The organism is Symbioplanes lichenis, from assembly GCF_030709675.1.
GTDB lineage: Bacteria > Actinomycetota > Actinomycetes > Mycobacteriales > Micromonosporaceae > Actinoplanes > Actinoplanes lichenis.
This window is the reverse complement of sequence record NZ_JAUZQD010000004.1, coordinates 312,569-335,665: the sequence shown is the minus strand read 5'-3', so window position 1 is coordinate 335,665 and position 23,097 is coordinate 312,569. Positions and strand designations below refer to the sequence as shown.

The following is a 23,097-nucleotide window of genomic DNA, read 5'->3' as shown; positions in this document are numbered from 1 at the left end:
ATGGGATGGGGCGCATGGACGACCGGCCGTTCGAGGGGCTCGACCCCGCCACCCTCGCGGTCCGCGACCTGATCGGCGGCTCCCGCCGGCTGGTGGGCCGGATGGCCCAGCGCATGGACATGGGCGTCAACGACATGTCGGCGATCGGCGAGCTCGTCCAGCACGGCCCGATGGGCGCGTCGGAGCTGGCCGACCGCCTGGGCATCCGCACCGCCTCGGTCACCCTGCTGATCGACCGCCTCGAGCGGGCCGGCCACGTCCGGCGCGTCCGCGACACCGCCGACCGCCGCCGCGTCACCGTCAGCGTGACGGAGTCCGCCCGCGCGGCGTCCTACGCCGCCTGGGCCCCGCTGGTCCTGGCCATCGACGCCTACTGCGCCTCGCTCCCGGAGCCCGAGCGGGCCGGCGTCCTCATCTTCTTCGAGCACCTCACCGGTGTGGTCACGGCCCTGACGCGATGAACCCGGCCGAACGGGTGCGCCTCGGCCGCACCAAGGTTGAGGTAACCCGGCTCGGGCTGGGCCTGGGACCGCTCGGCGGGCTCTACGCGCCGGTCGGGGAGGAGCAGGCCCGGGCCACCGTGACCCAGGCGTGGCGGCTGGGCATCCGCTTCTTCGACGTGGCGCCCTTCTACGGGCACGGGCTGGCCGAGCGCCGCGCCGGGCCGGTGCTCGCCGGGCTGCCCCGGGACGAGATCACCGTGTCGACGAAGGTGGGGCGGCTGGTGCGGCCCGGGGGCGGGGACGTGGACGGGGCCTGGGCGGAGGCGGGCGGCGAGACGTCGGTGTTTGACTTCTCCGGGGCGGGGGTGCTCACGTCGTACCGGGAAAGCCTGGATCGTCTGGGGTTGGACCGCGCCGACATCCTGCACGTGCACGACCCGGACGAGCACTGGGAGCAGGCCTCGGGCGAGGCGCTGCCCACGCTCGCGGGGCTGCGCGCGGGAGGCCGGATCGGGGCGGTGTCGGCGGGCATGAACCAGGCGGCGATGCTCGCGGACTTCGTGCGGACCGGGCTGGTCGACTGCGTGCTGCTCGCCGGGCGGTTCACGCTGCTCGACCGGTCGGGCGCCGACGAGCTGCTGCCGCTGTGCGCCGAGCGGGGCGTGCCGGTGATCGCGGCGGGCGTGTTCAACTCGGGACTGCTCGCCGATCCGCGGCCGGGGGCCCCGTACGACTATCAGCCCGCGACCGCCGCCCAGCTCGCCCGGGCCCTCGCCGTGCGCGAGGTCTGCGAGCGGCACGGGGTGCCGTTGCGCGCGGCGGCAATCCAGTTCCCCCTTACGCACCCCGCCGTGGCGAGCGTGCTGGTGGGGGCGCGGTCGCCGGAGGAAGTCGCCGACGCCGTCCGGATGGCGCGGGTGCCGATTCCCGCTACGTTGTGGACCGACCTGGAGGAGAGCACATGAGGTATCTGCGCGTCGGACCGGCCGGACAGGAACGCCCCGTGGCGGCGGCGGACGGGAAGTTCTACGACCTGTCGGCGGTGACCCCCGACATCACCGGCGCGTTCCTGGCCGCCGGCGGCGTGTCGTCCGTGGCCGGGCTGCCCGAGATCGACATCGCCGGGCAGCGGCTCGGCGCCCCGATCGCCCGGCCCGGCGCGGTCCTGTGCATCGGCCAGAACTACGCGGCGCACGCGGCCGAGTCGGGGGCCCAGCCGCCGGTCACGCCGATCCTGTTCTACAAGGCCCCGAACACCGTGGTCGGCCCGTACGACGACGTGCTCATCCCGCGCCGGTCGGTCAAGACGGACTGGGAGGTCGAGCTCGGCGTCGTCATCGGACGGACGGCGCGCTATCTGGGGTCGCCGGCCGCCGCCGCCGCGCACATCGCCGGGTACGTGCTGTCCAACGACGTCTCCGAGCGCACGTTCCAGATGGACGAGTCCGGCGGCCAGTGGTCCAAGGGCAAGTCCGCCGAGACCTTCAACCCGCTCGGCCCGTGGCTGGTCACCCCGGACGAGGCCGGCGACCCGGGCGCGCTCGGCCTGCGCAGCTGGGTCGGCGGCGAGCCCCGGCAGGACTCCACGACCGCCGACATGATCTTCGACGTGCCGTTCCTGGTGTGGCACCTGTCGCAGTACACGGTGCTCGAGCCGGGCGACCTGATCAACACGGGGACGCCGCAGGGCGTCGCGCTGTCCGGCCGGTTCCCTTATCTGCGGGCGGGTGATGTCATGGAGGTCGAGATCGACGGCCTGGGCCGTCAGCGCAACCGGCTCCGGGAGGCGTGATGAGCTCTTTCGACACCCTGGTCGCCGTGGTCACCGGCGGCGGCTCCGGCATCGGCGCCGCCGTCACCGCGGCCTTCCGCGCCCGGGGCGCCCGCGTGGCCGTCCTCGACCTCGAGCCCGGCGCCCCCGCCGACGGCATCCTGCCCGTGGTGGCCGACGTCGCCGACCGCTCCTCCCTCGAACGCGCCGCCGAGCTGGTCGCCACCGAGCTGGGCGGCGCCGACATCCTCGTCAACAACGCCGGCATCAGCGCGGTCGGCACGGTCGAGGCCAACGACGACGCCGAGTGGCAGCGGGTCCTCGACGTCAACGTGGTGGGCATCGCGCGGACCACGGCGGCGTTCCTGCCGTACCTCCGGCGCAGCCCGCACCCCGCGATCGTCAACACCTCGTCGATCGCCGCCCTGGCCGGCCTGCCCCAGCGCGTCCTCTACTCGGCCTCGAAGGGCGCGGTCCACGCCATGACCCTCGCCCTGGCCACCGACCTGGTCGGCGAGGGCATCCGCGTCAACTGCGTCGCTCCCGGCACGGTCGACACGCCCTGGGTGGCCCGCCTCCTCGCCCGGACCGACGACCCGGCCGGTGAGAAGGAACGCCTGGCCGCCCGTCAGCCCACCGGCCGCCTGGTCACCGCGGCCGAGGTCGCCGAGGCCGTCGCCTATCTGGCCGACCCCGCCAGCGCCGCCACGACGGGCATGTCCCTCGCGGTCGACGGCGGCATGTCCGGCCTCCGGCTCCCGGCCCGCGGTCACATCCAGGGGGCCGGGGTCTCCTCCTCGAGGTAGACGACGGCGCCGTTGCGGCCGTGGCGCTTGGAGCGGTACATCGCGGCGTCGGCCTTGCGCATCAGGGTCTTGGCGTCGGTGCCGCCCGGGTAGGCGAGGGCCACGCCGACGCTGCAGCCGACGTCGAGCTTGAGGCCGGCCACCGCGGCGTTGCCGACGATGCCCTCGATGAGGCGCTGAGCGACGCTCAGGGCCTCCTCGGCGTTGCGGACGCGGGTGAGGACCACGCCGAACTCGTCGCCGCCGAGGCGGCCGGCCGAGTCGGTGTCGCGGGTGGTGCGCTTGATGACGCCGCTGATGGTCTGCAGGAGCCGGTCGCCGACGTCGTGCCCGTAGGTATCATTCACTGCTTTGAAGCCGTCCAGGTCGCAGAACAGCATGGCGACCGCGTGCTGGTACCGGGTGCCCTGGGCGAGGGCCCGCTCGAGGTCCCGGTTGAGCGTCGGGCCGTTGGCGAGGCCGGTGAGGCTGTCGTGCGAGGCCGCATAGGCGATGCGGTCCTGCGCCGCGCGGCGCTCGGTGATGTCCCGCTGGTGCGAGACGATCGCGTGCACGGCCGGGTGGGCCAGCATGTTGCGGGAGATGATTTCGTGCCAGTAGAAGGTGCCGTCGGCGTGCCGGACCCGCAGCTCGGCCGAGTGCTCGACGGTGCTGTCCGAGGCGAGCAGCCGGGCGAAGAGTTCCATCGCCGCGACCTCGTCCTCGGGGTGGTAGAGCCCGCGCAGCACCTGGCCGTGCAGCTCCTCCGGCTTGTAACCCATGACCGGCAGCGCGGCCGGGCTGACCCAGGAGACGGCGCCCTCGGCGTCGCTCATGGTGATGACCTCGGAGCCGTCGCGGACCAGGGCGCGGAAGCGGTCCTCGCTGAGCCGCGCGGTGGCGTCGGCCGACTCGCGCTGCGCCACGAACTGGCCGAGCGTGCGGGCCGTGGTCACCGTGATCAGCAGGACCAGGGCGGCCAGGCCGTGCGAGAGGTTGACGTTCAGATAGGTGTGGGCGAGCCCGGCGGCGACGGCGATCTGCCCCGCGACGATCGACGCGGCGCTGGACACCGCGGCCGGCACCCACGCCCGGGCGCCCGACCTGCGCAGGAAGGTGGCGAGGATGTGCACGTGGGCGATGGCCAGCAGGGCACCCCAGCCGCTCAGGTACATGGCGGCCGTGCACATCGCCATCTGCAGGCCGATGCGCAGCTCGAGGCGGCCCTCCGGGTCGGTGCCGGCCAGGCGGCGCTGCACCGGCGCCTGCTGCAGGACCGCGCAGAGCCCGAGGAGCAGCACCAATGACCAGACCGACGCCGTCCCGGCCAGCCCGAACTGGTGCAGCACGACGACGGCGACCAGGGCCAGGAGGGATTCCATCCCGTCTCGGGCGAAGGTCTGCAGCAAACGCATGGGTACGTCCCTCGTGCTCGCGGGCGGGCGGTGTTCCCTCTCCATCGGTCGCCGTGGCGCGCAGCAAAGCATCCGGGCGGGGGAAACTGGTCGCATGCGCATCGATCTGACGGGAAGAACCGCCCTGGTGTCCGGTTCCACGCAGGGCATCGGCCGGGCGATCGCCGCCGGGCTGGCCGCCGCCGGGGCCCGGGTGGCGGTCAACGGCCGCGACCGCACGGCCGTGGAGAAGACGGTGGCCGAGCTGCCGGAGGCGATCGCCGCGCCGGGCGACCTGGCCACGGACGAGGGCGTGGCCGCGGTGCTCGGCGCGGTCCCGGCGGCCGACATCGTGATCAACAACCTGGGCATCTTCGGGGCCACGCCCGCCCTGGAGATCACCGACGAGGAGTGGCGGCGCTACTTCGAGGTGAACGTCCTCGCCGCCGTCCGGCTCACCCGCGCGTACCTGCCGGGCATGCGCGACCGGGGCTGGGGCCGCATCCAGTACATCGCCAGCGACTCCGCCGTCGTCGTCCCGGCCGAGATGATCCACTACGGCATGACGAAGACGGCCCTGCTCGCGGTGTCGCGCGGCTTCGCCAAGGAGGCGGCCGGCAGCGGCGTCACGGTCAACAGCGTCATCGCCGGGCCCACGCACACCGGCGGCGTCGAGGAGTTCGTCTACCAGCTGGTCGACAAGAGCCTGCCGTGGGAGGAGGCGCAGCGCGAGTTCATGCGGCAGCACCGGCCGCAGTCGCTGCTGCAGCGCTTGATCGAGCCGGAGGAGATCGCCAACATGGTGGTCTATCTGGCCTCGGACCTGGCGTCGGCCACGACGGGGGGTGCGCTGCGCGTCGATGGCGGCTACGTCGACAGCATTCTTCCCTGAAAAGATTTGAGTACGGGCTACGCCAGGCGCGCGTGGCTACACCGCGAGCCGGGTGGTGCGTCGCGCCTTTGCCGCGAGTGCCGGGCGCAGCTGCCTACTCACCCGCTACGGCGTCTTCGTTCCCTTTGCCGCAAGCCGCTCCTCCTCGGCGGCTACGGCGTCTTCGTTCCCTTTGCCGCAAGCCGCTCCTCCTCGGCGGCTACGGCGTCTTCGTTCCCTTTGCCACGCGCCGCTCCTCCTCGGCGGCCAGGGCGTTCAACCGCACCGGCAGCGCCGGGATCCCGGTCGCCCCGGCCGGCGTGATCATCACGGCGCCGTCCGCGTCGGCCGGGTCGTCCAGCCCGCCGCGCCCGCTCGTCACGACCAGCGTGTCGCCGGCCAGGCACACGCTGGTCGGCTGCCGGGCCGGGACGGGAACGCGCCGGTCCGGCTCGCCGTCGGGGCGGAAACGCTGGACCGCGCCGCCGCCGAAGAGGGCGGCCCACACGTACCCGTCGCTGTCGACCGTGAGCCCGTCCGGCGCGCCCTGCTCCGGGTCGAGCCGCGCGAACGGGCGGCGGTTGCTCAGCTCACCCGCCGGCGACACGTCGAACGCGTCGATGTGCCCGAGCGGGGTGTCCGAGAGGTACATCACCCGGCCGTCCGGGCTGAACGCCGGCCCGTTGGCGATGGTGAGGCTGCGCAGAACCGTCCGCACACTGCCGTCCGGGTCGAGCCGGTAGAGCGCGCCGCAGCCCTTCGTCTGGTCGCAGGCCATGCTGCCCGCCCAGAGCCGGCCCGCCCGGTCGGCGATGGCGTCGTTCATCCGCCACTCACGGTCGGTGACGGGCTCCGGCTGCCCGAGCTTGGTTTCGGCGCTGGTGTCGGTTTCGGCGCCGGTCTCGGTCTTGGCGCCGGTCTCGGTCTCGGCGCCGATGAGGGTGAAGCCGGTGCCGGCCGCGGCCAGATACACGCCGGGCCGGTCCGCCACGGGCGCGATCGCCGCGAGGGGCACGTCGAGGTGCGCGATCTCGGTGAGCTGTGTCATATCGTCCACGGGGGTGCGGTAGAGCCGCCCGGCCGGGATGTTGACGAGGAGCACCTGGTCACCCACCCACCGGCCGCCCTCGCCCAGCTCGAACCGGTCCCCGCTCAGCACGTCGACGTCTGCCATGCCACCCCTCATGCCCCTTCGGCGGCGAATTCACCCTTCCGGCACTCAGGGCATAATCGCTGTTCATGAGCGACGCCCTGATCGACAGCCTCGCCGCCGCGGTGGCGGCGAGCCCGGACGACCTGCCGCTGCGCCTGCACCTGGCGGAGCTGCTGGTGGCGGCCGGGCGGACGACCGAGGCGATCGGGCACGCGGCGATGCTGCTCTCCCGGCATCCGGCCGACGCGGACGCGCAGCGGGTGATGGCGGCGGCGCTGCAACCGGCGTCTTCTCCTTCCGCACCCCCGTCCCCTTCGGCACCTTCGTCCCCGTCCCCGTCCCCGTCCGCGGCGTCTTACTCGGACAAATCGGGCGCCGGCGCCGGCGGCGGGGCGCCGGGCGGTGTCGACTGGGCCGCGCTCGAGGGCGAGTTCGCCGACGTCGTCCCGCCCCGCTTCGCCCCCGCGCAACCCGTCGCCGACCGCGCCTTCGACATCGAGCGCTCCGCCGTCACCCTGGCCGACGTCGGCGGCATGGCCGAGGTCAAGGAGCGCCTCGAGCTGTCCTTCCTCGGCCCGCTGCGCAACCCCGAGCTGCGCACCCTCTTCGGCAAGAGCCTGCGCGGCGGCATGCTGCTCTACGGCCCGCCGGGCTGCGGCAAGACCTTCCTCGCCCGGGCGGTCGCGGGGGAGATGGGCGCCGCCTTCGTCTCGCTGTCGATCACCGACGTGCTGGCGATGTGGCTGGGCAGCTCGGAGCGCAACCTGCACGAGCTGTTCGCGGCGGCGCGCGGTCACGCCCCGTGCGTCGTGTTCCTCGACGAGATCGACGCGCTCGGGCACAAGCGCAGCCAGCTGAGTTCGTCGGCGCTGCGTACCCTGGTCAATCAGCTCCTCACCGAGCTGGACGGGGTCGACGGCAGCAACGAGGGAGTCTTCGTGCTGGCGGCGACGAACGCGCCGTGGGACGTGGATCCCGCGCTGCGCCGGCCGGGGCGTCTCGACCGTACCCTCCTGGTGCTGCCGCCTGACCAGGCCGCGCGCGCCGCGATCCTGGAGTATCACCTGCGCGAGCGGCCCGTCGCCGGCATCGACCTGGCCCGGCTCGCGCAGGCCACCGATCACTTCTCCGGCGCCGACCTGGCGCACGTCTGCGAGACCGCCGCCGAGCACGCGATGCGCGACGCCGTCGCCACGGGCGAGGTGCGCATGATCACGCAGGAGGACATGCTGGCCGCCGTGCGCGAGGTGCGCCCGTCCACCGACGCGTGGTTCGCGACCGCGCGCAACGTGGCGCTCTTCGGCAACAGCGGCGGCGAGTACGACGAGCTGGCGGCGTACCTGAAGAAGCGCAAGCTGCTGTGACCCCCGCCTACGGCCAGGCCCGCTCGCTGCTGGAGGTCGGCCGGGACGAGCAGGCCGAGGCGACGCTGCGGGCCGCGCTGACCGACACGCCGGACGACCCGCGGCTGCTGCTCCTGCTCGCGTTCACGCTGCGCCGCCGCCGCGAGTACCCGGCCGCGGTCCAGGCCGCCGAGGCCGCGCTCGCCCTCGACCCGGCAGATCCCGACGCCCACGTCGAACGGGCCGAGGGCCTGTTGTCGCTGCTCCGGGCCAAGGACGCGGTGCAAGCGGGCGAGCAGGCGGTGCACATCGCGCCCGACGATCCGGCCGGTCACCTGGTGCGGGCGCGGGCGCTGGCGGCACTGCGGCGCTTCCCGGAGGCGCGCGAGGCGGCCGGCCGGGGGCTCGCGCTGGCCCCCCGCTCGGTGCACGCCCTGCTCACGGCGGCCGACGTCGAGCGGGACGCCGGCCACCGGGCCGAGGCGGAGCGCTACGCCCGGGCCGGACTCGCGATCAACCCCGACGACGGGTACGGCCGGTGGCTCCTCGCCATGCTGGACGCCGAGCGGCTCCAGGTGCGCCGATCGTTGCGTACGCTGAGTGACGTCGCCCGCGACAACCCCGCGCGACCGGACGTGCTGTCGATGACGTGGCCGTTGCGAAGCCTGCTGACGGCGCTGCGACGGTGGTTCTCGGCCGCGCTCGTGGTGGTCCTCGTGGCGGCGGTGGTCGCCGTACGGTGGGAGGTCGTGACGCTGCCCGCGCAAGTCTTCGCGGCGCTGGCCGGCTCGGTCGTGCTCGGCTTCGGCGGGCGCGTGTGGGTGCCGGCCGGGCGCGTGCCGTGGCGGGCGTTGCGGCTGGTGCCGCGGCTGCTGCGCCGCGCGGTGCTGGCCGGCGTGGTCACGGTGGGTGTGCAGCTTGCGCTGGTGCTGGCGTACGCGGTGACGGGTGCGTGGTGGCTCACGGTGATCGCCGTCGGGGCGGTGCCGGTGCTGTGCGCCCTCGGCCTGGTCGAGGCGATCGGGGCCCGGATCGAGGACCCGGGCTACAGGTATGCGATCGCCGACGTGGCTCGGGGTTTGCGGGAGTTCCGGGCGGAGCTGGCCCAGTGGTGGCGGGACACCCGGCGGGAGCTGCGCGAGGCGTGGCGGGAGGATCAGCCCCGCCGGTAGTCGCCGGACGTCTCTTCGGTGGCGCCACGCGTTGGTCAGCCCCGCCGGTAGTCGCGCGGTGTCTGCCCGGTGACCCGCTTGAACGCCGTGCTGAGCGCGCTCTCCGACCCGTAACCGACCTGCCGCGCGATGGTGCTCAACGTGTCGGAGGTCTCGGTGAGCCGCTGCGCCGCGATCTCGATGCGCCAGCCGGTCAGGTAGTCGACAGGTCCCGTACCGACAAGATCCTTGAACCGGGCCGCGAGCGTGGACCGGCTCACCCGCGCGGTGTGCGCCAGCGCCGTCACAGTCCACGGATGCGCGGGCCGCCGGTGCATCGCCCGCAGCGCCTCCGCGACGACCGGGTCCGCGAGCCCGGCCAGCCACCCGGCCGCCCCGCCGCTCCGCAGATGCAGCCGCAGAACCTCGACGAACATCACCATCGCCAGATGCTCCGCCACCACGGTCGCCCCGACGTCCCCGCGACCGAGCTCGGCCCCGATCCGCTGCAACACCCACCGCACGGTCGCCGCCTCGGGCGCATCACCCGGAACATGCAGAATCGGCGGCAAGTTCGGCAGCAAGAGCGTCCGCCCGCGCTCGTTGAAGGTGAACCCGCCCCCGATCACCTCCACGTCATCACCCACGCCGGCCCGCGCCATGGCCACCCGCTCGCCGGCCCGCGCCTCGGTCTCCCGCTCGCCGCGCCTCTGGTCCTCCCGTTCGTCGCCGCGCGTCAGGGCCTTCCGTTCGCCGCCGCTTGCCTCGGTCTCACGTTCGGCGCGCGTTTTATTTTCTCGTTCGTCGCCGCGCGTTTGGGCCTCTCGTTCTTCGCCGTGTGCCTCCGCCTTCCGTTCGCCGCGCGCTCGGGCCTCCCGCTCGCCGGTGCGCGCCGCGGCCTCCCGGAAAATCAAACTCGCCGGCACCGGGCTCACGTCCTCCGCGCTGGCCAGCACGAAGCCCCGCGGCTGAGTCAGCAGAAACGCATCGTCCTCCCGCAGCCGAATCGGCTCGCTCCCGTCGACGTGCACCAGGCAGCTGCCACGGCGCACCGAGTTGAACTTCACCCCGCCCGGCGCCTCGAACCGCACCGCCCACCGCCCGCCCGCCACCATCCCCGCGGACACGTAACTCGACGCCCCGGTCAGCGCGAGCACATCCTCAAGCGGATCCACGCTGCGCAGCCTACGCACCCTCCCCGCCGTCGCTCCCCAGCCCGCGCCCCGTCTCGTAGCGGACCAATGTTCGCTTAACGGTAAGAACTGGTCCCGCCCAGTCGAACGGTGTGACGTGAGGTGTCAGAAGTTCCTGGGACTGGTCGTTGTGGCACTAGGGGCGACCGCAGCCTGCTCGTCCCCTCTCCCTTCGGCCTCTCCCTCGATCGCGGCTTCTTCGCCGGCTCCGACCTCACCTCCCTCCGCCGGGTCTCCCGTTGCACCTTCGTCGTTCGCGCCTTCCCTCGTCCCTTCCTCGCCTGCCGTTCCTTCCTCTGTTTCTGCCTCGTCGGTCGCCGCTTCCTCTGCTGCGACGTTGATCCGGGTCATGCCCCTCGGCGACTCGATCACGATGGGCGCCGGATCCCGCCGGGGCGACGGCTACCGCACCGACCTCTTCCGGGCACTGACCCGCTCGGGTCTCCGCGTCGACTTCGTCGGCTCCCGCCACGACGGCGCCGGCCCGGACCCGGATCACGAGGGCCACTCCGGCTGGACGATGAGCCGCCTCAGTGACCATCTCGACGGCTGGCTGTCCCGCTCCCGCCCCGACGTGATCTTGTTGCACGCCGGAACCAACGATCTGCGCACCCCCACCGGCGCCGCCCGCGCACCCCAGCGCCTCGCCCGCCTCCTGCTGCAGATCTCCCGCGGCCGCCCGCACGCCGAGGTCTACGTCGCCAAGATCATCGGGAACGCCGACCGCGAGGACGGCCCCCTCCGCCAGCAACGCGCGGACGCCTACAACGCCCAGGTCCCCGGCGTTGTCGCCGCGGCCGGCCCGCACTTCCACGTTGTCGACCTCAGCGGCGTCCGGGGCGGTGGTGACATGGCCGACAAGCTGCACCCCAACGACACCGGCTACGCCCGGATGGCCGCCGGCTGGAGCACCGCCCTCCTTGCACAGTTCTAGAACTCGTGGCACGCTGCCTCCAAGGCTCTAGAACTTTGGAGGCAAAGTGCCGGGTAGATACGGCCCGTTCGGCGGCCGCTACGTCCCTGAGTCGCTCGTCCCCGCCTGCGCCGAGCTGGCCGGGGCCTTCACGTCAGCCTGGTCGGACCCGTCCTTCCGCGCCGAACTCGCCTGGTACTCGGCCGTCCACGCCGGCCGCCCCACCCCGCTGACCCCGGCCCGCACCCTTTCCGCGCACCTGGGCATCAACCTGCTTCTCAAGCGCGAAGATCTGGCCCACACCGGCTCCCACAAAATCAACAACGTCCTCGGCCAGGCCCTCCTGGCCCGCCGCATGGGCAAGACCCGCCTCATCGCCGAAACCGGCGCCGGCCAGCACGGCGTAGCCACCGCCACCGCCGCGGCTCTCTTCGGCCTCCGCGCCACCATCTACATGGGCACCCGCGACATCGAACGCCAAGAACTCAACGTCTTCCGCATGCGCCTCCTCGGCGCCGAGGTCGTCCCCGTCACCACCGGCACCCGAACCCTCAAGGACGCCACCAACGAAGCCATGCGCCAATGGGTAGCCGCCGTAGCCGACACCCACTTCTGCCTAGGCTCCGTCACCGGCCCCCACCCCTACCCCTTCATGGTCCGCCAATTCCAAAGCATCATCGGCACCGAAGCCCGCCACCAGTACGCCACCCTCCCGCCCCACCCCCTGACCCCAACCTTCTCTCCTCCCACCGCCCCCGGACCCGCACCCGCGCCGCTCCAGCCATCCGCGTCTCTCCACACCGCTCCTGGACCCGCACCCGCGCCGCTACAGCCATCCGCGTCTCTCCGCACCGCCTCCGCACCCGCACCCACGCCCATCTCCACGTCGGCGCCCGCGTCTGAACCTGTCTCCGCATCGCCGCCCGCGCCCGCGCCGCTACAGCCAACTGCGTCTCTCCGCACCGCCTCCGCACCCGCACCCGCACCCGCACCTGTGCCCGCGCCCGTCTCCGCTTCGGCGCCCGCGCCCGTGTTCGCACCCGTTCCCGCATCGATGCCCGCGTCCAGGTCCGCAGGTGTCGACGCATCGGCGTTCGCGCCCGGTTCCACACCAGTCCCGTCATCGGCGCCTGCCCCCGCACCGGTACCGGACGTCGTCGTAGCCTGCGTGGGCGGCGGCTCAAACGCGGCCGGCACCTTCACGGCATTCACCGGCACCACGGCCCGGCTGGTCGGCGTCGAAGCCGCCGGAGGAGCCGCCATGAGCCACGGCACCCCTGGCGTCGTCCACGGCACCCGATCGATGGTCCTCCAGGACGAAGCCGGCCAGATCGCCGAAGCCCACTCCATCGCCGCCGGCCTCGACTACCCCGGCGTAGGCCCCGAACACGCCCACTGGGGCACCTCCGGCCAGGCAACCTACGTCACCGTGACCGACGACGAAGTAGTCGCCGCCCTCACCACCCTCGCCCGCACCGAAGGCATCATCTGCGCCCTCGAATCGGCCCACGCCGTCGCCTGGGTCCTCCGCGCCGCCGGAACCCCCGACCTGCCCCACGGCTCAACAGTCCTCCTCACCCTCTCCGGCCGAGGCGACAAGGACATGGCCCAACTCGCCGAAGCCTCCCTGCTCGACCCGCCCCAACCCCCCACCGCCCGGCCACCCACACCGGACAAGCCCGCCCCCGACGCCGTCCGACCCCCCTTGCCCTCGTCCAACGCGTTCTCGCCCAACGTGACACCGCTCCACGAGGTCTCACCTGACGCGGTCTCGCTCCACGAGGTCTCGCCTAACGCGGTCTCACCTAACGCGGTCTCACCTAACGCGGTCTCGCCTGACGTGGCCGCGCCCGCCCGGAAGGCACGCCCGTGACCCTGGACCTGCGCCCGGGCGGCGCCCTCCTCGTCCCGTACCTCACCGGTGCCGTCACCGCCGACTGGACCGACCACCTCCTCGCCTGCCAGGACGCGGGCGCCGATGCCGTCGAGGTCGGGTTGCCCTTCTCCGACCCCATGCTGGACGGCACCACCATCCAGCTCGCCTCCGACCGCGCCCTGGCTCGCGGCGCGACCCCGGCCGGCATCCTCGACGACCTCGCCGCCGTCCGCGACCGCCTCACCACCCCTGTCATCGTCATGACCTACGCCAATCTCGCCCTTCGGGTCGGCCCCGCCCGTCTGGCCGCCGCAGGCGTGGACGGCCTGATCGTCCCCGACCTCCCGCTCGAGGAGTCGGCAGATCTTGAAGCCGCCTCGGCCGCCGCCGGCGTCGACCTGGTGCTCCTGGCGGCCCCTTCGACCCCGGACGACCGCCTGCACGAGATCTGCCGTCGCTCCCGGGGTTTCGTCTACGCCGTCAGCACCATGGGCACCACCGGCGAGCGCTCCCGCCTCGATCCGGCCGCCGCCACTCTCGCCACCCGCCTCCGCCACGCTGTCCGGGAGAGCCGGCCAGCCCCGCTGCCCGTACTCGTGGGCTTCGGTGTGTCGACGCCCGAGCAGGCGGCCGAAGCGGGACGCGCCGGGGACGGGGTGATCGTCGGGGCGGCCCTGATGCGTAGGGTGCTGGACGGGGCCACACCCGCCGAGCTCCGGCGCGACGTGGCGGCCCTGCGCGCCGCACTCGGCGTGCCCCGCCCTCCGGCCGTCCGCGGCGGGGAGGCCGGGCCGCCGTCCGACCAGGGGGTGTCCACTGCCACCGCGTACGCCGAAGTATCAGGTGATCGCCGATGACCTGACCAGCAGGATCCGCAGCGGCGAGCTGGCGCCGGACACCATGCTGCCGCCGCAGAAGGAGCTGAGCGCCACCTACGGCGTCACGCTCGCCACGCTCCGCCAGGCCCTGCAACGCCTGGAGAGCGAGGGCCTGATCTCCCAGCAGCCGGGGCGCGGCACCTTCGTGGCGTCGCCCCGGCTCGCCTACCGCCTCGACTCGCTGCGCGGTTTCGCCGAGGATCTGCGCGCCCAAGGGCAGACGGTCACCACCCTGATCGTCGCCCAGGACATGCGGCGCCCGCCGGCCTGGGCCGCGGCTCGCTTGAACCTCGCGGCCTCCCGTCGAGTGCTGCGCCTGGAACGTCTCCGCCTGCTCGCCGGCCGCCCCGCAGTCCACCAGCTCTCGTATGTCCCGGACCATCCCGGTGTCCACCTCGCCGACCTGGATTACAGCGGCGACAGTCTCTATGCCGTGTTGGCTGCCCACGGCCTCACCGCTCACCGCGCCACCGAGTCGGTCCGCCCCGGGCTCCTCGACGACGCCACGGCCACGCTGATGCACCAGCCGGCCGGCACCCCGGTCTTCGTCTCCGAACGCCTCACCTCCGACGCGGACGACCGTCCTCTGCTCCTCGACCGCGCCACCATCCTGGGCACCGTCATGGAGATCCGCACCGAGCGCGGCGCGGCCGGCCTCTCCATGCAATGGTCCCGCCACCAGTCCTGACCTCATCGGCGTTCCCGCCTGTGCTGCACGATCCCGCGACCCTCGCCGCGCAGAGCCACGAGGCGAAACAATCATCGGGTCCGTTGTCGTCGGCGTCTTCACAGCAACCTCGCGTCGTGCACCAGGACGGCCACCTGGCCCCGGTTGTTGAGACTCAGCTTCCGGAACACGTTCGACGTGTACTTCTTCACCGTGGTGAGCTCCAGGCCCAGCTTCTCGGCGATCGTGGCGTTGGACCAGCAACGCCCCATCGCCACCGCGACGTCACGCTCGCGCTCGGTCAGCTTGGCCACCTCGATCAACGCAAGCTTGCGCCGCTCATGGACGGTCGAGCTGCCGACCTGATCGACGAGCGAACGGATGACCTCCGGAGACATGCTCGGCGCGCCGGCCGCCACGGATCGGATCGCGGCCAGAATCTGCGCGGGCGGCGACTCCTTGAGAAGAAAGCCGCTCGCCCCGGCCCGCAACGCATTGAGCACGTACTCGTCGATGTGGAAGGCCGTCAGCACGATGATCGCGGGCGGCCGGACGCGTGCCCGCAGCCGCCTGGTGGCCTCGAGCCCGTCCCGGCGGGGCATGCGGATGTCCATCAGCAGGACGTCGGGCCGGTGTGCGTCGGTGATCGCCTCCGCTTCGATCCCGTCCGCGGCCTCGGCCACGACCTCCATGTCCGGCGACCCGCCCAGCAGCAGCCGCAACGCGGCGCGAACCATCGGGTCGTCGTCGACCAGCGCGATCCTGATCGGCCGGGCCGGCGCCGTCGTCCCAGGCGGTTCCTTCGTCACGACAGCCATGGCAGCTGCGCCCTCAACCGGAACTGGTCCTGCCTTGCCCCGTACTCCACGTGCCCTCCTGCCATTTCGACCCGCTCGGTGATGCCGACCAGTCCCATGCCCGCTCCGGGGAGTGGTTCGGGCTGTGATGTCGCATGACCGAACGAGTTGACGATCTCCACTTCCAAGCCTTCGCCGATGATGCCGCCGACGACGATGTCCACGTGGCCTCCCGGCGCGTGCTTGCGCGCGTTCGTGAGCCCCTCCTGGACCAGCCGGTACGCCGTCCGGCCGAGCAGCACGGACACCTGCTCGACCAGCGGGTCGCAGCGGTACTCCACCGTCATGCCGCTCTCCCGCGCGCTCACGACGAGACCGTGAAGGTCGCCGAGGTCCGGCTGTGGCAGCTCAGCTCCGGCGGCGGTGTCGTCGCGCAGCAATCCGATGACTGCTCGCAGCTCCCGCAGAGCGTCGTGGGCGCTGCTGCGAATGGCCTCGGCGGTCGTGGTGACCTCTCGTGCATCGGCGTCGGGACGGACCGACAGCGCACCGGCGTGCAGGCTGATCAATGAGATGCGGTGCGCGAGTACGTCGTGCATCTCCCGGGCGATCCGCGTGCGCTCCATGAGTCGCGCCTGCTCCATCCGCAGCTGCTGCTCGGCCAGCGCCTGATCGGCCCGGGCACGCAGCGACCGCGCCAGGCCGCGATAGGCGCCGACGAACTTGCCCCACCCGAGCGCCGCCGTGCCCGTGACCAGCCGGGCGGTCAGGTCGACCCAGACGGGGAACGCCGAAGCCCCGTGCAGCTCGTGATAGACCGGCCCGGTCGCGACGAAGACGAGGAACAGCAGGATGGCGATGCTCGTCCGGCGCCGGATCGCGACGGTGAACAGCGCCGCCGTCGCCGCGCCGCAAGCCATCACCGACACCGCACTGACCGGAATGAGCGCCGCGGCGAGGGCGACGGGCCACCGGCGCCGCGCGAGCAGCGCCACGCAGCATGCGGTGCCGATTGCCACGTCCACCGGCCATGGCAGGAAGGCCGACGGGGACATGGCGTCACCCAGTGGCACCGTCGCAGCGCCGTAGGCGAGAGCGAGCAGAACTGTCAGCGCGTCGGCCAGCCGGTCGCGCAGAACCGTGCGCCGGCTGCCCGGCGGCTCGGGAACGAGGAGCGCGAAGAGCAAGCCGGTCATGCCGCCGAGACTAAGACGCCGGCCCGGGTCCGGACACCCTCCAAAGTAGGTAGCGCACACCCTCTTTGGTCCGGTGCCGGATCGCCGCCGCCGCGTCAGGATGGCCGCCATGAAACGAGCAATCGCAGTCATCGCCCTTGCTGCGGCAGGGGGCATCGTGACGGTCGCCGGCATGCCCCGCGGACCGTTGACCGGCTCGCAGGCCGTGCTGTCCGTCCTGATCAGCGCTCTGGTGGGCGGGGCCGCCGGGCTGATTCTGCGGTCCCGCTGGGCGATGCTCGTGGCGCCGATCGTCTTCTGGACGGCGGTCGAGATCGGCCGCATCCGGCTGCGCGGGCCCTCGGTGGACGCGCCCCACACCAGCGCCTTCGGCCTGATCGCCCTGCTCAGCGGCCGCGGCGTCCACATGCTGCTGTCGGTGGTGCCCATGACCCTGGCTGCCGCCTATGGAGCGGCTCGGACGCGAAAGAGCAGGCCGCGAGGCATGCCGGCGCGGCTACGCCAGATCGTTGTCGCCGTCCTGTCGATCGGCACACTCGCTCTGACAGCCGCCGCCGCCCTGCCGCCCAGCACTCCCGCCCGGGCCGGGGGAGTGGCCCAGCTCACCACTATAGAGTCGGACGGCTACGGGATCGGTGTTCTGCTGCGCGGAGCGAGCCCCGACCTGCCTGTGTTGCTGATCGTGCCGGGGCCGCCGGGTGGCTCCGAGACAGGAGCCGTTCGGCGGAGCCTCGCCGCTCTGGAACAGCGCTTCATCGTCGCCACCATGGATCGCCGGGGTGGCGGAGCGTCTTCTTCTGCCCTGGACGCTCGTCCGCAGCTTTCGGTGGACACCGAAGTGGCGGACGTTCTGGCGGTGGCGGATGACCTGCGCCGCCGCTTCACGGAGGACAAGATCGTCCTGGTCGGGCACTCCGGCGGCTCGATCATCGGTGTCCTGGCAGTGCAGCGCCATCCCGACCGGTTCCGGGCGTATGTCGGCACGGGGCAGGCCGTCGACCTGCCCGAGACCGACCGCATCGCCTACGCCGACCTGCTCGCCTGGGCCCGGCGCACCGGCCGCGACGATCTCGCTGCCCAGGTGGCGAGGCGGGGCCCACCGCCCTACCGCGATGTCTACGACTACGAGCCGATCATGCTCTATCAACAGCAGGTGTACGCCCAGCGGGACGCGGGCTTCGTCATCGGCGTCCCCGAGTATCCGCTGCTGCAGAAAGCCCACACGCTGACCGCAATCCTGGACGCGTGGAGTGCGCTGTATCCGCAGATGCAGACCATCGACCTCAGACGAGACGTGCCGCGCCTCGACGTGCCGGTGTACTTCGTCCAGGGCGGTGCCGAGATGCACAGCATGGTCGACCTGTTCGCCGCCTGGTACCGCGACTTGCAGGCGCCGGCCAAACAGCTCGTGACAGTCTCCGGAGCAGGCCATCGCGTGATGTTCGAGGAGCCCGGCCAGTTCGCAGATGTCATGACCAAGGTGCTCGACGAGACGGCCCCCTCATGACCGCCGTGGAGATCCGGTTCCGGTCAGCGGACGGCTCGGCGGGCCGGTTCGGCGCCGGCTGTGTCCTGCGCGCCGGGGCGTCCCGTGCGAAGGCCGTCGAAGGCCATCGCGGTCACCGCGTCGGCAATGGCGGTGGCGTTGCCGCGGCCGGGCTCATACCACTCTACCAGGGAGTTGACCATGCCGAAGAGCAGCCGGGCGGCGGTGGCCGGGTCCACGTCCGGGCGGACGCTGCCCTCGGCCTGCGCCGCCTTGACCAGCTCGGTCACTTCGTGGTCGAAGGCACGCCGGCGTGCCAGAGCCGCGAGCTCCACCTCGCTGTTGCCCCGCACGCGCAGCAGCAGCGTCACGTAGGGCAGGCGGTCGGCCAGCACCAGGACGCTGAGCCGGATCAGTGTCTCGAGCCGGTCGAGGGCGGTCAGCCCGGTCAGCTTGCGCACCTCGGCCATCGCCGCGTCCAGTCCGTCGAGAGCGTGACTCACCGCGAGGCGCAGCAACTCCTCCTTGCCGCGCACGTGGTGATAGACGCTGGACTTCGTGATGTGGAGGCGCCGGGCCACCTCGTCCATGCTGGCGGCGTCGTAGCCCTGGGCGTTGAAGAGCGCCACCGCGGCGGCGAGCACCGCTTCGAGGTCGTGCCCGGGACGTCCCCGCCGGGCCCGGGGAGCGCTGCTCACCAGGGCCACCCGCCGCCCGCGCCGATCATGATCACATAGTAGACGGCGTCCCCGGCCGCCTCCGGTTCTCCCATCCGTCACTCCTCCAGATCCTGCACATTCGCCGCATCGGCTTGATTTACCAACCGACCGGACGGTAGGAAATACCTACAGCCAATCGCAAAGGAGCGCTGGTGACAACCCCCGCCGAGTTCTATGAGCGCCATCGTGAGCTGCTGGACCGTGCGATCCAGGCCACCGGCGCCCGCGACTACTGGTCCGCCTTCCCGGAGTCGCCGAGCAAGAGCGTGTACGGCGAAGACGCCGCCCTGGCCGGGGAGCGCGCCTTCCAGGCCCTGCTCGGCCACCCGTTCCCGATCGAGGTGCCCGGAGCGACGACGACCGTGTCGACGGAGCGCTCGCCGTACGGGACCGAGTTGAACCTCTCCTACCCGAAGGGCGAGCCCGCCGCCCTGATCTCGGCCGCGCGGGCGGGGATCAAGGCCTGGCGCGACGCTGGTCCGCACGGGCGAGCCGGTGTCGCCGCCGAGATCCTGACGCGGCTCAATGCGCGCATCTTCGAGATCGCGCACGCGGTGCAGCACACCACCGGCCAGGCGTTCGTCATGGCCTTCCAGGCCGGCGGCGCGCACGCGCAGGACCGTGGCCTCGAAGCCGTCGCGGTCACGCTGGCCGAGACCACCCGCATCCCGGCCCGGTCGACCTGGAGCAAGCCGCAGCGGTCCGGTGAGCCGCCGGTCCTCGAGCGCACCAGCACCGTCGTGGGTCGTGGCGTGGGCCTGGTGATCGGGTGCACCACGTTCCCGACGTGGAACAGCTACCCGGGCCTGTTCGCGAGCCTGGTCGCCGGCAACCCGGTGATCGTCAAGCCGCATCCCGGAGCGGTGCTGCCGCTGGCCATCACCGTGCAGGTGGCGCAGGAGGTTCTCAGGGAGGCGGGGCTCGACCCGCACCTGGTCGGTCTGGCTGTCGAGGAACGCGGCGACGGCATCGCCGCCGAGCTCGCGACGCGGCCGGAGGTCCGGGTCGTGGACTTCACCGGGTCCAGCGAGTTCGGATCATGGCTGGAGGCCAACGCCCGGCAGGCCGTGGTGTACGCGGAGAAGGCCGGCCTGAACACGGTCGTGCTCGACTCGACGGCCGACTACCGGGGCCTGTTGCGCAACCTGGCCTTCTCCCTGTCGCTCTACAGCGGCCAGATGTGCACCACGCCGCAAAACCTGCTCGTGCCCACGGGCGGCATCGGCACCGACGAGGGACACAAGAGCCCCGGCCAGTTCGCGGCCGACCTCGGTGCGGCGCTCGACAAGCTGCTCGGCGACCCGAAGCGGGCGGCCGGCACGCTGGGCGCGATCGTCAACGACGGAGTGCTGGCCCGGCTCACCGAGGCCGGCACGCTCCCCGGCGTGCTGCACCCCTCTGCCACGATCGCCGACGAGCAGTTCCCCGCGGCGGTCATCCGGACTCCGCTCGTCGCCCGGCTCGACGCCGAGGACGAGAAGGTCTATACGCGCGAGTGGTTCGGCCCCGTCTCGTTCGTGATCACGACGGCGGACACGGCGCACAGCCTCCGCCTCTTCACGACGACCGTCCGTCAGCACGGAGCGCTGACGGCCTCGGTCCACTCGACGTCGGAAGAGGTATTGGCAGCGGCGCGCGAGGCCGCGCTCGACGCCGGCGTGCACCTCGTGGAGAACTTCACCGGTGGCGTCTTCGTCAACCAGACCGCCGCCTTCGGTGACCTGCACGGCACCCCGGCCAACCCGGCGGCGACCGCATCGCTGACGGATGCGGCGTTCGTGACGGGACGCTTCGTGACGCTCGAGTCGCGACGGGAGGTGACCCGATGACCATGGAGGCGGAGCTCAGCGACGACGAGCGGACCTTCCACCGCACCATCGAGCGCGACCAGCGGGTCGAGCCGCGCGACTGGATGCCCGAGGGCTACCGCAAGACGATGATCCGGCAGATCGCGCAGCACGCCCACTCGGAGATCATCGGCATGCAGCCGGAGGGCGAGTGGATCACGCGGGCGCCGTCCCTGCGGCGCAAGGCGATCCTGCTGGCCAAGGTGCAGGACGAGGCCGGTCACGGGCTCTACCTCTACTCCGCCGCCGAGACGCTCGGCGCCGACCGGGCCGACTTGACCCGGCGGCTGATCGAGGGCCGGCAGAAGTACTCGTCGATCTTCAACTACCCGACGCTGTCCTTCGCCGACGTGGGCGTCATCGGCTGGCTCGTGGACGGCGCCGCGATCTGCAACCAGGTGCCGCTGTGCCGCAGTTCCTACGGCCCCTACGGGCGGGCCATGATTCGGATCTGCAAGGAAGAGTCGTTCCACCAGCGGCAGGGCTACGAGCTGCTGATGACCATGATGGGCGGCACGACCCAGCAGCGCGAGATGGTCCAGGACGCGGTGACCCGGTGGTGGTGGCCGTCGCTGATGATGTTCGGGCCGCCCGACGACCGCTCGCCCAACTCCGCGCAGTCCATGGCCTGGAAGATCAAGCGGCACAGCAACGACGAACTGCGCCAGCGCTTCGTCGACATGACCGTCCCGCAGGCCGAGGCGCTGGGCGTGACGCTGCCGGACCCGGCTCTCACCTGGAACGCCGGCCGGGGTCACTACGACTTCGGGGAGCCGGACTGGTCGGAGCTGACGCGGGTCATCTCGGGCGACGGCCCGTGCAACGCCCTCCGGATCGCCCGTCGCCGGCAGGCCGACGAGGAAGGCGCCTGGGTTCGCGAGGCGGCCGCCGCCCACGCCGCCAAACGGCAGCACGCGCACCGGGAGGAGGCGGCATGAGCGAGCCCGGCCGGCACGAGTGGCCGCTGTTCGAGGTGTTCGTGCGAGCCAAGCGCGGCCTCAACCACGTGCACGTCGGCTCCCTGCGCGCCGCCGACCACGACATGGCCCTGCACCACGCGCGTGACCTCTACACGCGGCGCAACGAGGGCGTCAGCATCTGGGTCGTCCGCTCCGACGACGTGGTGGCGTCGGCGCCGGCCGAGAAGGAGTCGTTCTTCGAGCCCAGCGGCGACAAGATCTACCGGCATCCGACCCATTACACGATCCCCGGCTCCGTGCCGCACATCTGAGGTGACGACCCGATGCCAGAGGAGCCCGGCAGCGCCTACGACGCGCTGACCGATCACGAGGACGATGCCCGGTGGGCGTACGGGACAGGATTCACCGACCCGCTCGCGGGTGTCTCGTCCGCAGTACCGGGCGGGGCCGACCGCGAGGCGCTGACGACCTACTGCCTGATGCTGGGCGACGACGCCTTGATCATGTCGCACCGGCTGCAGGAGTGGGTCACCCGCGCGCCCGAGATTGAGGACGAGCTGGCGCTGGCCAACATCGCCCTCGACCTGCTCGGACAGGCCCGGCTGCTGCTGGGGCGCGCCGCGGAGGTCGAGGATGCGGGCCGGGACGAGGACTCCCTCGCGTACGGGCGGGAAGCGGGCGAGTTCCGCAACGTCTGCCTGGCCGAGCCGGCCGACGCGGACTTCGCCCATCTCATGGCCCGGCTGCTGGCCTTCGCGACGTGGCGGCTCGCCCTGCTGGACAGGTTGAGCGCGTCCGCCGACCCGGTGCTCGCGGCGATCGCGGCGAAGGGCGTCAAGGAGGTCACCTATCACCGCGACTACGCGGCCCGCTGGGTCGTCCGGCTCGGTGACGGCACCGACCTGTCCCACCAGCGCATGCAGGCGGCGATGACAGCCGTCGCCACGCAGACGGGCGAGCTGTTCGCGGTGCACCCGGTCGAACAGGCCATGGCCGCGGCGGGCTTCGGCGTGGATCCCGCTCAGCTCCGCCCCGAGTTCGCGACGGTGTGGTCGCAAGTTCTGGACGCCGCCACCCTCGAGGCGCCTGCGGATCCGGCAGTCGGAGTTGGCGAGGGCCGCGACGGCCGGCACACGGCTGCCCTGTCCGGCATTCTCGATGAGCTGCAGAGCGTCGCCCGATCGACTCCGGGCGGTGTGTGGTGACCGGCGCCGCCACGGTGGCGGCCCGGGTCCAGGACCCCGAGCTCCCGCTGCTGACCCTCGCCGACCTCGGCATCCTGCGCGGGGTCGAGGAACACGACGGCCGGGTCGTCGTCACGATCACGCCCACCTATTCGGGCTGTCCGGCGTTGCGGACGATCCGCGACGATCTCGGCTCCGCGCTGCAGACGGCCGGCTATCGCGACGTCGAGGTGCGCGTGGCGCTCACCCCGGCGTGGACCACCGACTGGATCACGCCCGCGGGCCGGGACAAACTGGCCGCGGCCGGGATCTCCCCACCGGGCCCGGTGCCGCGGCGGGCATCCGGGCCGGTCCCGCTCACCCTTGATCCCGTACGCCCGGAGGTGCGCTGTCCCCACTGCGGCCATCCCGACACCGAGCAGCTGTCGCCTTTCGGGGCGACCGCATGCCGTTCCCTGCACCGATGTCCCGCGTGCCGTGAGCCCTTCGAGCACGTGAAGGAGATCTGAC

The 23,097-nt window shown here is 72.3% G+C and carries 24 protein-coding genes and 1 pseudogene; 18 read left to right on the top strand and 7 right to left on the bottom strand.

Translation table 11 applies throughout. The features are described from left to right. Positions 1 to 14: 14 nt before the first annotated feature. From RAN62_RS11760 to RAN62_RS11745, 4 genes are read left to right on the top strand one after another with little or no spacing between them, the layout of a single operon-like run. Positions 15 to 461 (top strand): MarR family winged helix-turn-helix transcriptional regulator, encoded by a 447-nt coding sequence (locus RAN62_RS11760; protein ID WP_305784599.1) that lies wholly within the window; start codon positions 15 to 17, stop codon positions 459 to 461. Beyond that, complete coding sequence (locus tag RAN62_RS11755; RefSeq protein ID WP_305784598.1) at positions 458 to 1,408, top strand: aldo/keto reductase; 951 nt, start codon at positions 458 to 460, stop codon at positions 1,406 to 1,408. Before RAN62_RS11760 ends, RAN62_RS11755 begins: the two co-directional genes overlap by 4 nt. Continuing rightward, entirely contained in the window at positions 1,405 to 2,235 is an 831-nt protein-coding gene (locus tag RAN62_RS11750) for a fumarylacetoacetate hydrolase family protein (protein ID WP_305784597.1), read from the top strand. Before RAN62_RS11755 ends, RAN62_RS11750 begins: the two co-directional genes overlap by 4 nt. Beyond that, on the top strand, positions 2,235 to 3,020 hold the full coding sequence (locus RAN62_RS11745) for an SDR family NAD(P)-dependent oxidoreductase (protein ID WP_305784596.1): 786 nt from the start codon (positions 2,235 to 2,237) through the stop codon (positions 3,018 to 3,020). The genes RAN62_RS11750 and RAN62_RS11745 overlap by 1 nt, the downstream gene beginning before the upstream one ends. Here RAN62_RS11745 and RAN62_RS11740 read toward each other — a convergent pair. Continuing rightward, the gene (locus RAN62_RS11740) at positions 2,984 to 4,414 is read right to left on the bottom strand and encodes a diguanylate cyclase domain-containing protein (RefSeq protein ID WP_305784595.1); all 1,431 of its coding nucleotides are present in this window, start codon (positions 4,412 to 4,414) and stop codon (positions 2,984 to 2,986) included. The genes RAN62_RS11745 and RAN62_RS11740 overlap by 37 nt on opposite strands. Positions 4,415 to 4,508: 94 nt before the next feature. On the opposite strand from RAN62_RS11740, the gene RAN62_RS11735 reads away from it, so the two are divergent. Then, complete coding sequence (locus tag RAN62_RS11735; protein WP_305784594.1) at positions 4,509 to 5,285, top strand: SDR family NAD(P)-dependent oxidoreductase; 777 nt, start codon at positions 4,509 to 4,511, stop codon at positions 5,283 to 5,285. 199 nt (positions 5,286 to 5,484) lie between these two features. Here RAN62_RS11735 and RAN62_RS11730 read toward each other — a convergent pair whose 3' ends face one another. Then, the gene (locus tag RAN62_RS11730) at positions 5,485 to 6,438 is read right to left on the bottom strand and encodes an SMP-30/gluconolactonase/LRE family protein (protein ID WP_305784593.1); all 954 of its coding nucleotides are present in this window, start codon (positions 6,436 to 6,438) and stop codon (positions 5,485 to 5,487) included. Between the two features lie 65 nt (positions 6,439 to 6,503). Here RAN62_RS11730 and RAN62_RS11725 point away from each other — a divergent pair, with 65 nt between their 5' ends. Together RAN62_RS11725 and RAN62_RS11720 are read left to right on the top strand one after the other, a co-directional pair. Further along, a complete protein-coding gene (locus RAN62_RS11725; RefSeq protein ID WP_305784592.1) occupies positions 6,504 to 7,781 on the top strand; it encodes an AAA family ATPase in 1,278 nt (425 codons plus the stop codon). Continuing rightward, the gene (locus tag RAN62_RS11720; protein WP_305784591.1) at positions 7,778 to 8,932 is read left to right on the top strand and encodes a tetratricopeptide repeat protein; all 1,155 of its coding nucleotides are present in this window, start codon (positions 7,778 to 7,780) and stop codon (positions 8,930 to 8,932) included. Before RAN62_RS11725 ends, RAN62_RS11720 begins: the two co-directional genes overlap by 4 nt. A 35-nt stretch (positions 8,933 to 8,967) precedes the next feature. On the opposite strand, the gene RAN62_RS11715 is transcribed toward RAN62_RS11720, so the two are convergent. Beyond that, entirely contained in the window at positions 8,968 to 10,086 is a 1,119-nt protein-coding gene (locus tag RAN62_RS11715; protein ID WP_305784590.1) for a cupin domain-containing protein, read from the bottom strand. Positions 10,087 to 10,209: 123 nt separating this feature from the next. Further along, on the bottom strand, positions 10,210 to 10,455 hold the full coding sequence (locus RAN62_RS11710) for a hypothetical protein (RefSeq protein ID WP_305784589.1): 246 nt from the start codon (positions 10,453 to 10,455) through the stop codon (positions 10,210 to 10,212). On the opposite strand from RAN62_RS11710, the gene RAN62_RS11705 reads away from it, so the two are divergent. The 5 genes and pseudogenes from RAN62_RS11705 (at position 10,454) to RAN62_RS11685 (ending at position 14,459) form a co-directional block, all read left to right on the top strand. Then, positions 10,454 to 11,038, top strand: coding sequence for an SGNH/GDSL hydrolase family protein (locus RAN62_RS11705; protein ID WP_305784588.1), 585 nt, complete (start codon positions 10,454 to 10,456; stop codon positions 11,036 to 11,038). The genes RAN62_RS11710 and RAN62_RS11705 overlap by 2 nt on opposite strands. A 46-nt stretch (positions 11,039 to 11,084) precedes the next feature. Further along, positions 11,085 to 11,717 (top strand): annotated as a pseudogene (locus RAN62_RS11700) (pyridoxal-phosphate dependent enzyme); the annotation flags it as partial. A 354-nt stretch (positions 11,718 to 12,071) separates the two neighbouring features. Then, positions 12,072 to 12,890, top strand: a complete 819-nt coding sequence (locus RAN62_RS41100) for a pyridoxal-phosphate dependent enzyme (RefSeq protein WP_369077163.1) — start codon at positions 12,072 to 12,074, stop codon at positions 12,888 to 12,890. After that, positions 12,887 to 13,750 carry a tryptophan synthase subunit alpha gene (trpA, locus tag RAN62_RS11690; protein ID WP_305784587.1) on the top strand — a complete coding sequence of 288 codons (864 nt, stop codon included), beginning with the start codon at positions 12,887 to 12,889 and terminating at the stop codon, positions 13,748 to 13,750. Before RAN62_RS41100 ends, trpA begins: the two co-directional genes overlap by 4 nt. Beyond that, positions 13,737 to 14,459, top strand: coding sequence for a GntR family transcriptional regulator (locus RAN62_RS11685; RefSeq protein WP_305784586.1), 723 nt, complete (start codon positions 13,737 to 13,739; stop codon positions 14,457 to 14,459). Before trpA ends, RAN62_RS11685 begins: the two co-directional genes overlap by 14 nt. A 98-nt stretch (positions 14,460 to 14,557) precedes the next feature. On the opposite strand, the gene RAN62_RS11680 is transcribed toward RAN62_RS11685, so the two are convergent. Continuing rightward, positions 14,558 to 15,256 (bottom strand): response regulator transcription factor, encoded by a 699-nt coding sequence (locus RAN62_RS11680; RefSeq protein WP_438874488.1) that lies wholly within the window; start codon positions 15,254 to 15,256, stop codon positions 14,558 to 14,560. Continuing rightward, a complete protein-coding gene (locus RAN62_RS11675) occupies positions 15,244 to 16,431 on the bottom strand; it encodes a sensor histidine kinase (protein ID WP_305784584.1) in 1,188 nt (395 codons plus the stop codon). Before RAN62_RS11675 ends, RAN62_RS11680 begins: the two co-directional genes overlap by 13 nt. A gap of 109 nt (positions 16,432 to 16,540) precedes the next feature. On the opposite strand from RAN62_RS11675, the gene RAN62_RS11670 reads away from it, so the two are divergent. Beyond that, positions 16,541 to 17,938: an alpha/beta fold hydrolase gene (locus RAN62_RS11670; RefSeq protein ID WP_305784583.1), complete on the top strand. Its 1,398-nt coding sequence runs from the start codon at positions 16,541 to 16,543 to the stop codon at positions 17,936 to 17,938. 23 nt (positions 17,939 to 17,961) lie between these two features. Here RAN62_RS11670 and RAN62_RS11665 read toward each other — a convergent pair whose 3' ends face one another. Then, complete coding sequence (locus tag RAN62_RS11665) at positions 17,962 to 18,615, bottom strand: TetR/AcrR family transcriptional regulator (protein WP_305784582.1); 654 nt, start codon at positions 18,613 to 18,615, stop codon at positions 17,962 to 17,964. 170 nt (positions 18,616 to 18,785) lie between these two features. Between RAN62_RS11665 and paaN the strand changes: the two genes are divergently transcribed. The 5 genes from paaN to paaD are packed head-to-tail and all read left to right on the top strand — an operon-like array spanning position 18,786 to position 23,096. Beyond that, positions 18,786 to 20,465 carry a phenylacetic acid degradation protein PaaN gene (gene paaN, locus RAN62_RS11660; protein WP_438874496.1) on the top strand — a complete coding sequence of 560 codons (1,680 nt, stop codon included), beginning with the start codon at positions 18,786 to 18,788 and terminating at the stop codon, positions 20,463 to 20,465. Beyond that, complete coding sequence (gene paaA, locus RAN62_RS11655; protein WP_438874487.1) at positions 20,462 to 21,421, top strand: 1,2-phenylacetyl-CoA epoxidase subunit PaaA; 960 nt, start codon at positions 20,462 to 20,464, stop codon at positions 21,419 to 21,421. Before paaN ends, paaA begins: the two co-directional genes overlap by 4 nt. Beyond that, a complete protein-coding gene (gene paaB, locus RAN62_RS11650) occupies positions 21,418 to 21,714 on the top strand; it encodes a 1,2-phenylacetyl-CoA epoxidase subunit PaaB (protein WP_305784580.1) in 297 nt (98 codons plus the stop codon). Before paaA ends, paaB begins: the two co-directional genes overlap by 4 nt. Before the next feature lie 12 nt (positions 21,715 to 21,726). Next, positions 21,727 to 22,608, top strand: a complete 882-nt coding sequence (gene paaC / locus RAN62_RS11645) for a 1,2-phenylacetyl-CoA epoxidase subunit PaaC (protein WP_438874486.1) — start codon at positions 21,727 to 21,729, stop codon at positions 22,606 to 22,608. Next, positions 22,605 to 23,096 carry a 1,2-phenylacetyl-CoA epoxidase subunit PaaD gene (gene paaD / locus RAN62_RS11640; protein WP_438874485.1) on the top strand — a complete coding sequence of 164 codons (492 nt, stop codon included), beginning with the start codon at positions 22,605 to 22,607 and terminating at the stop codon, positions 23,094 to 23,096. The genes paaC and paaD overlap by 4 nt, the downstream gene beginning before the upstream one ends. Position 23,097 lies beyond the last annotated feature (1 nt).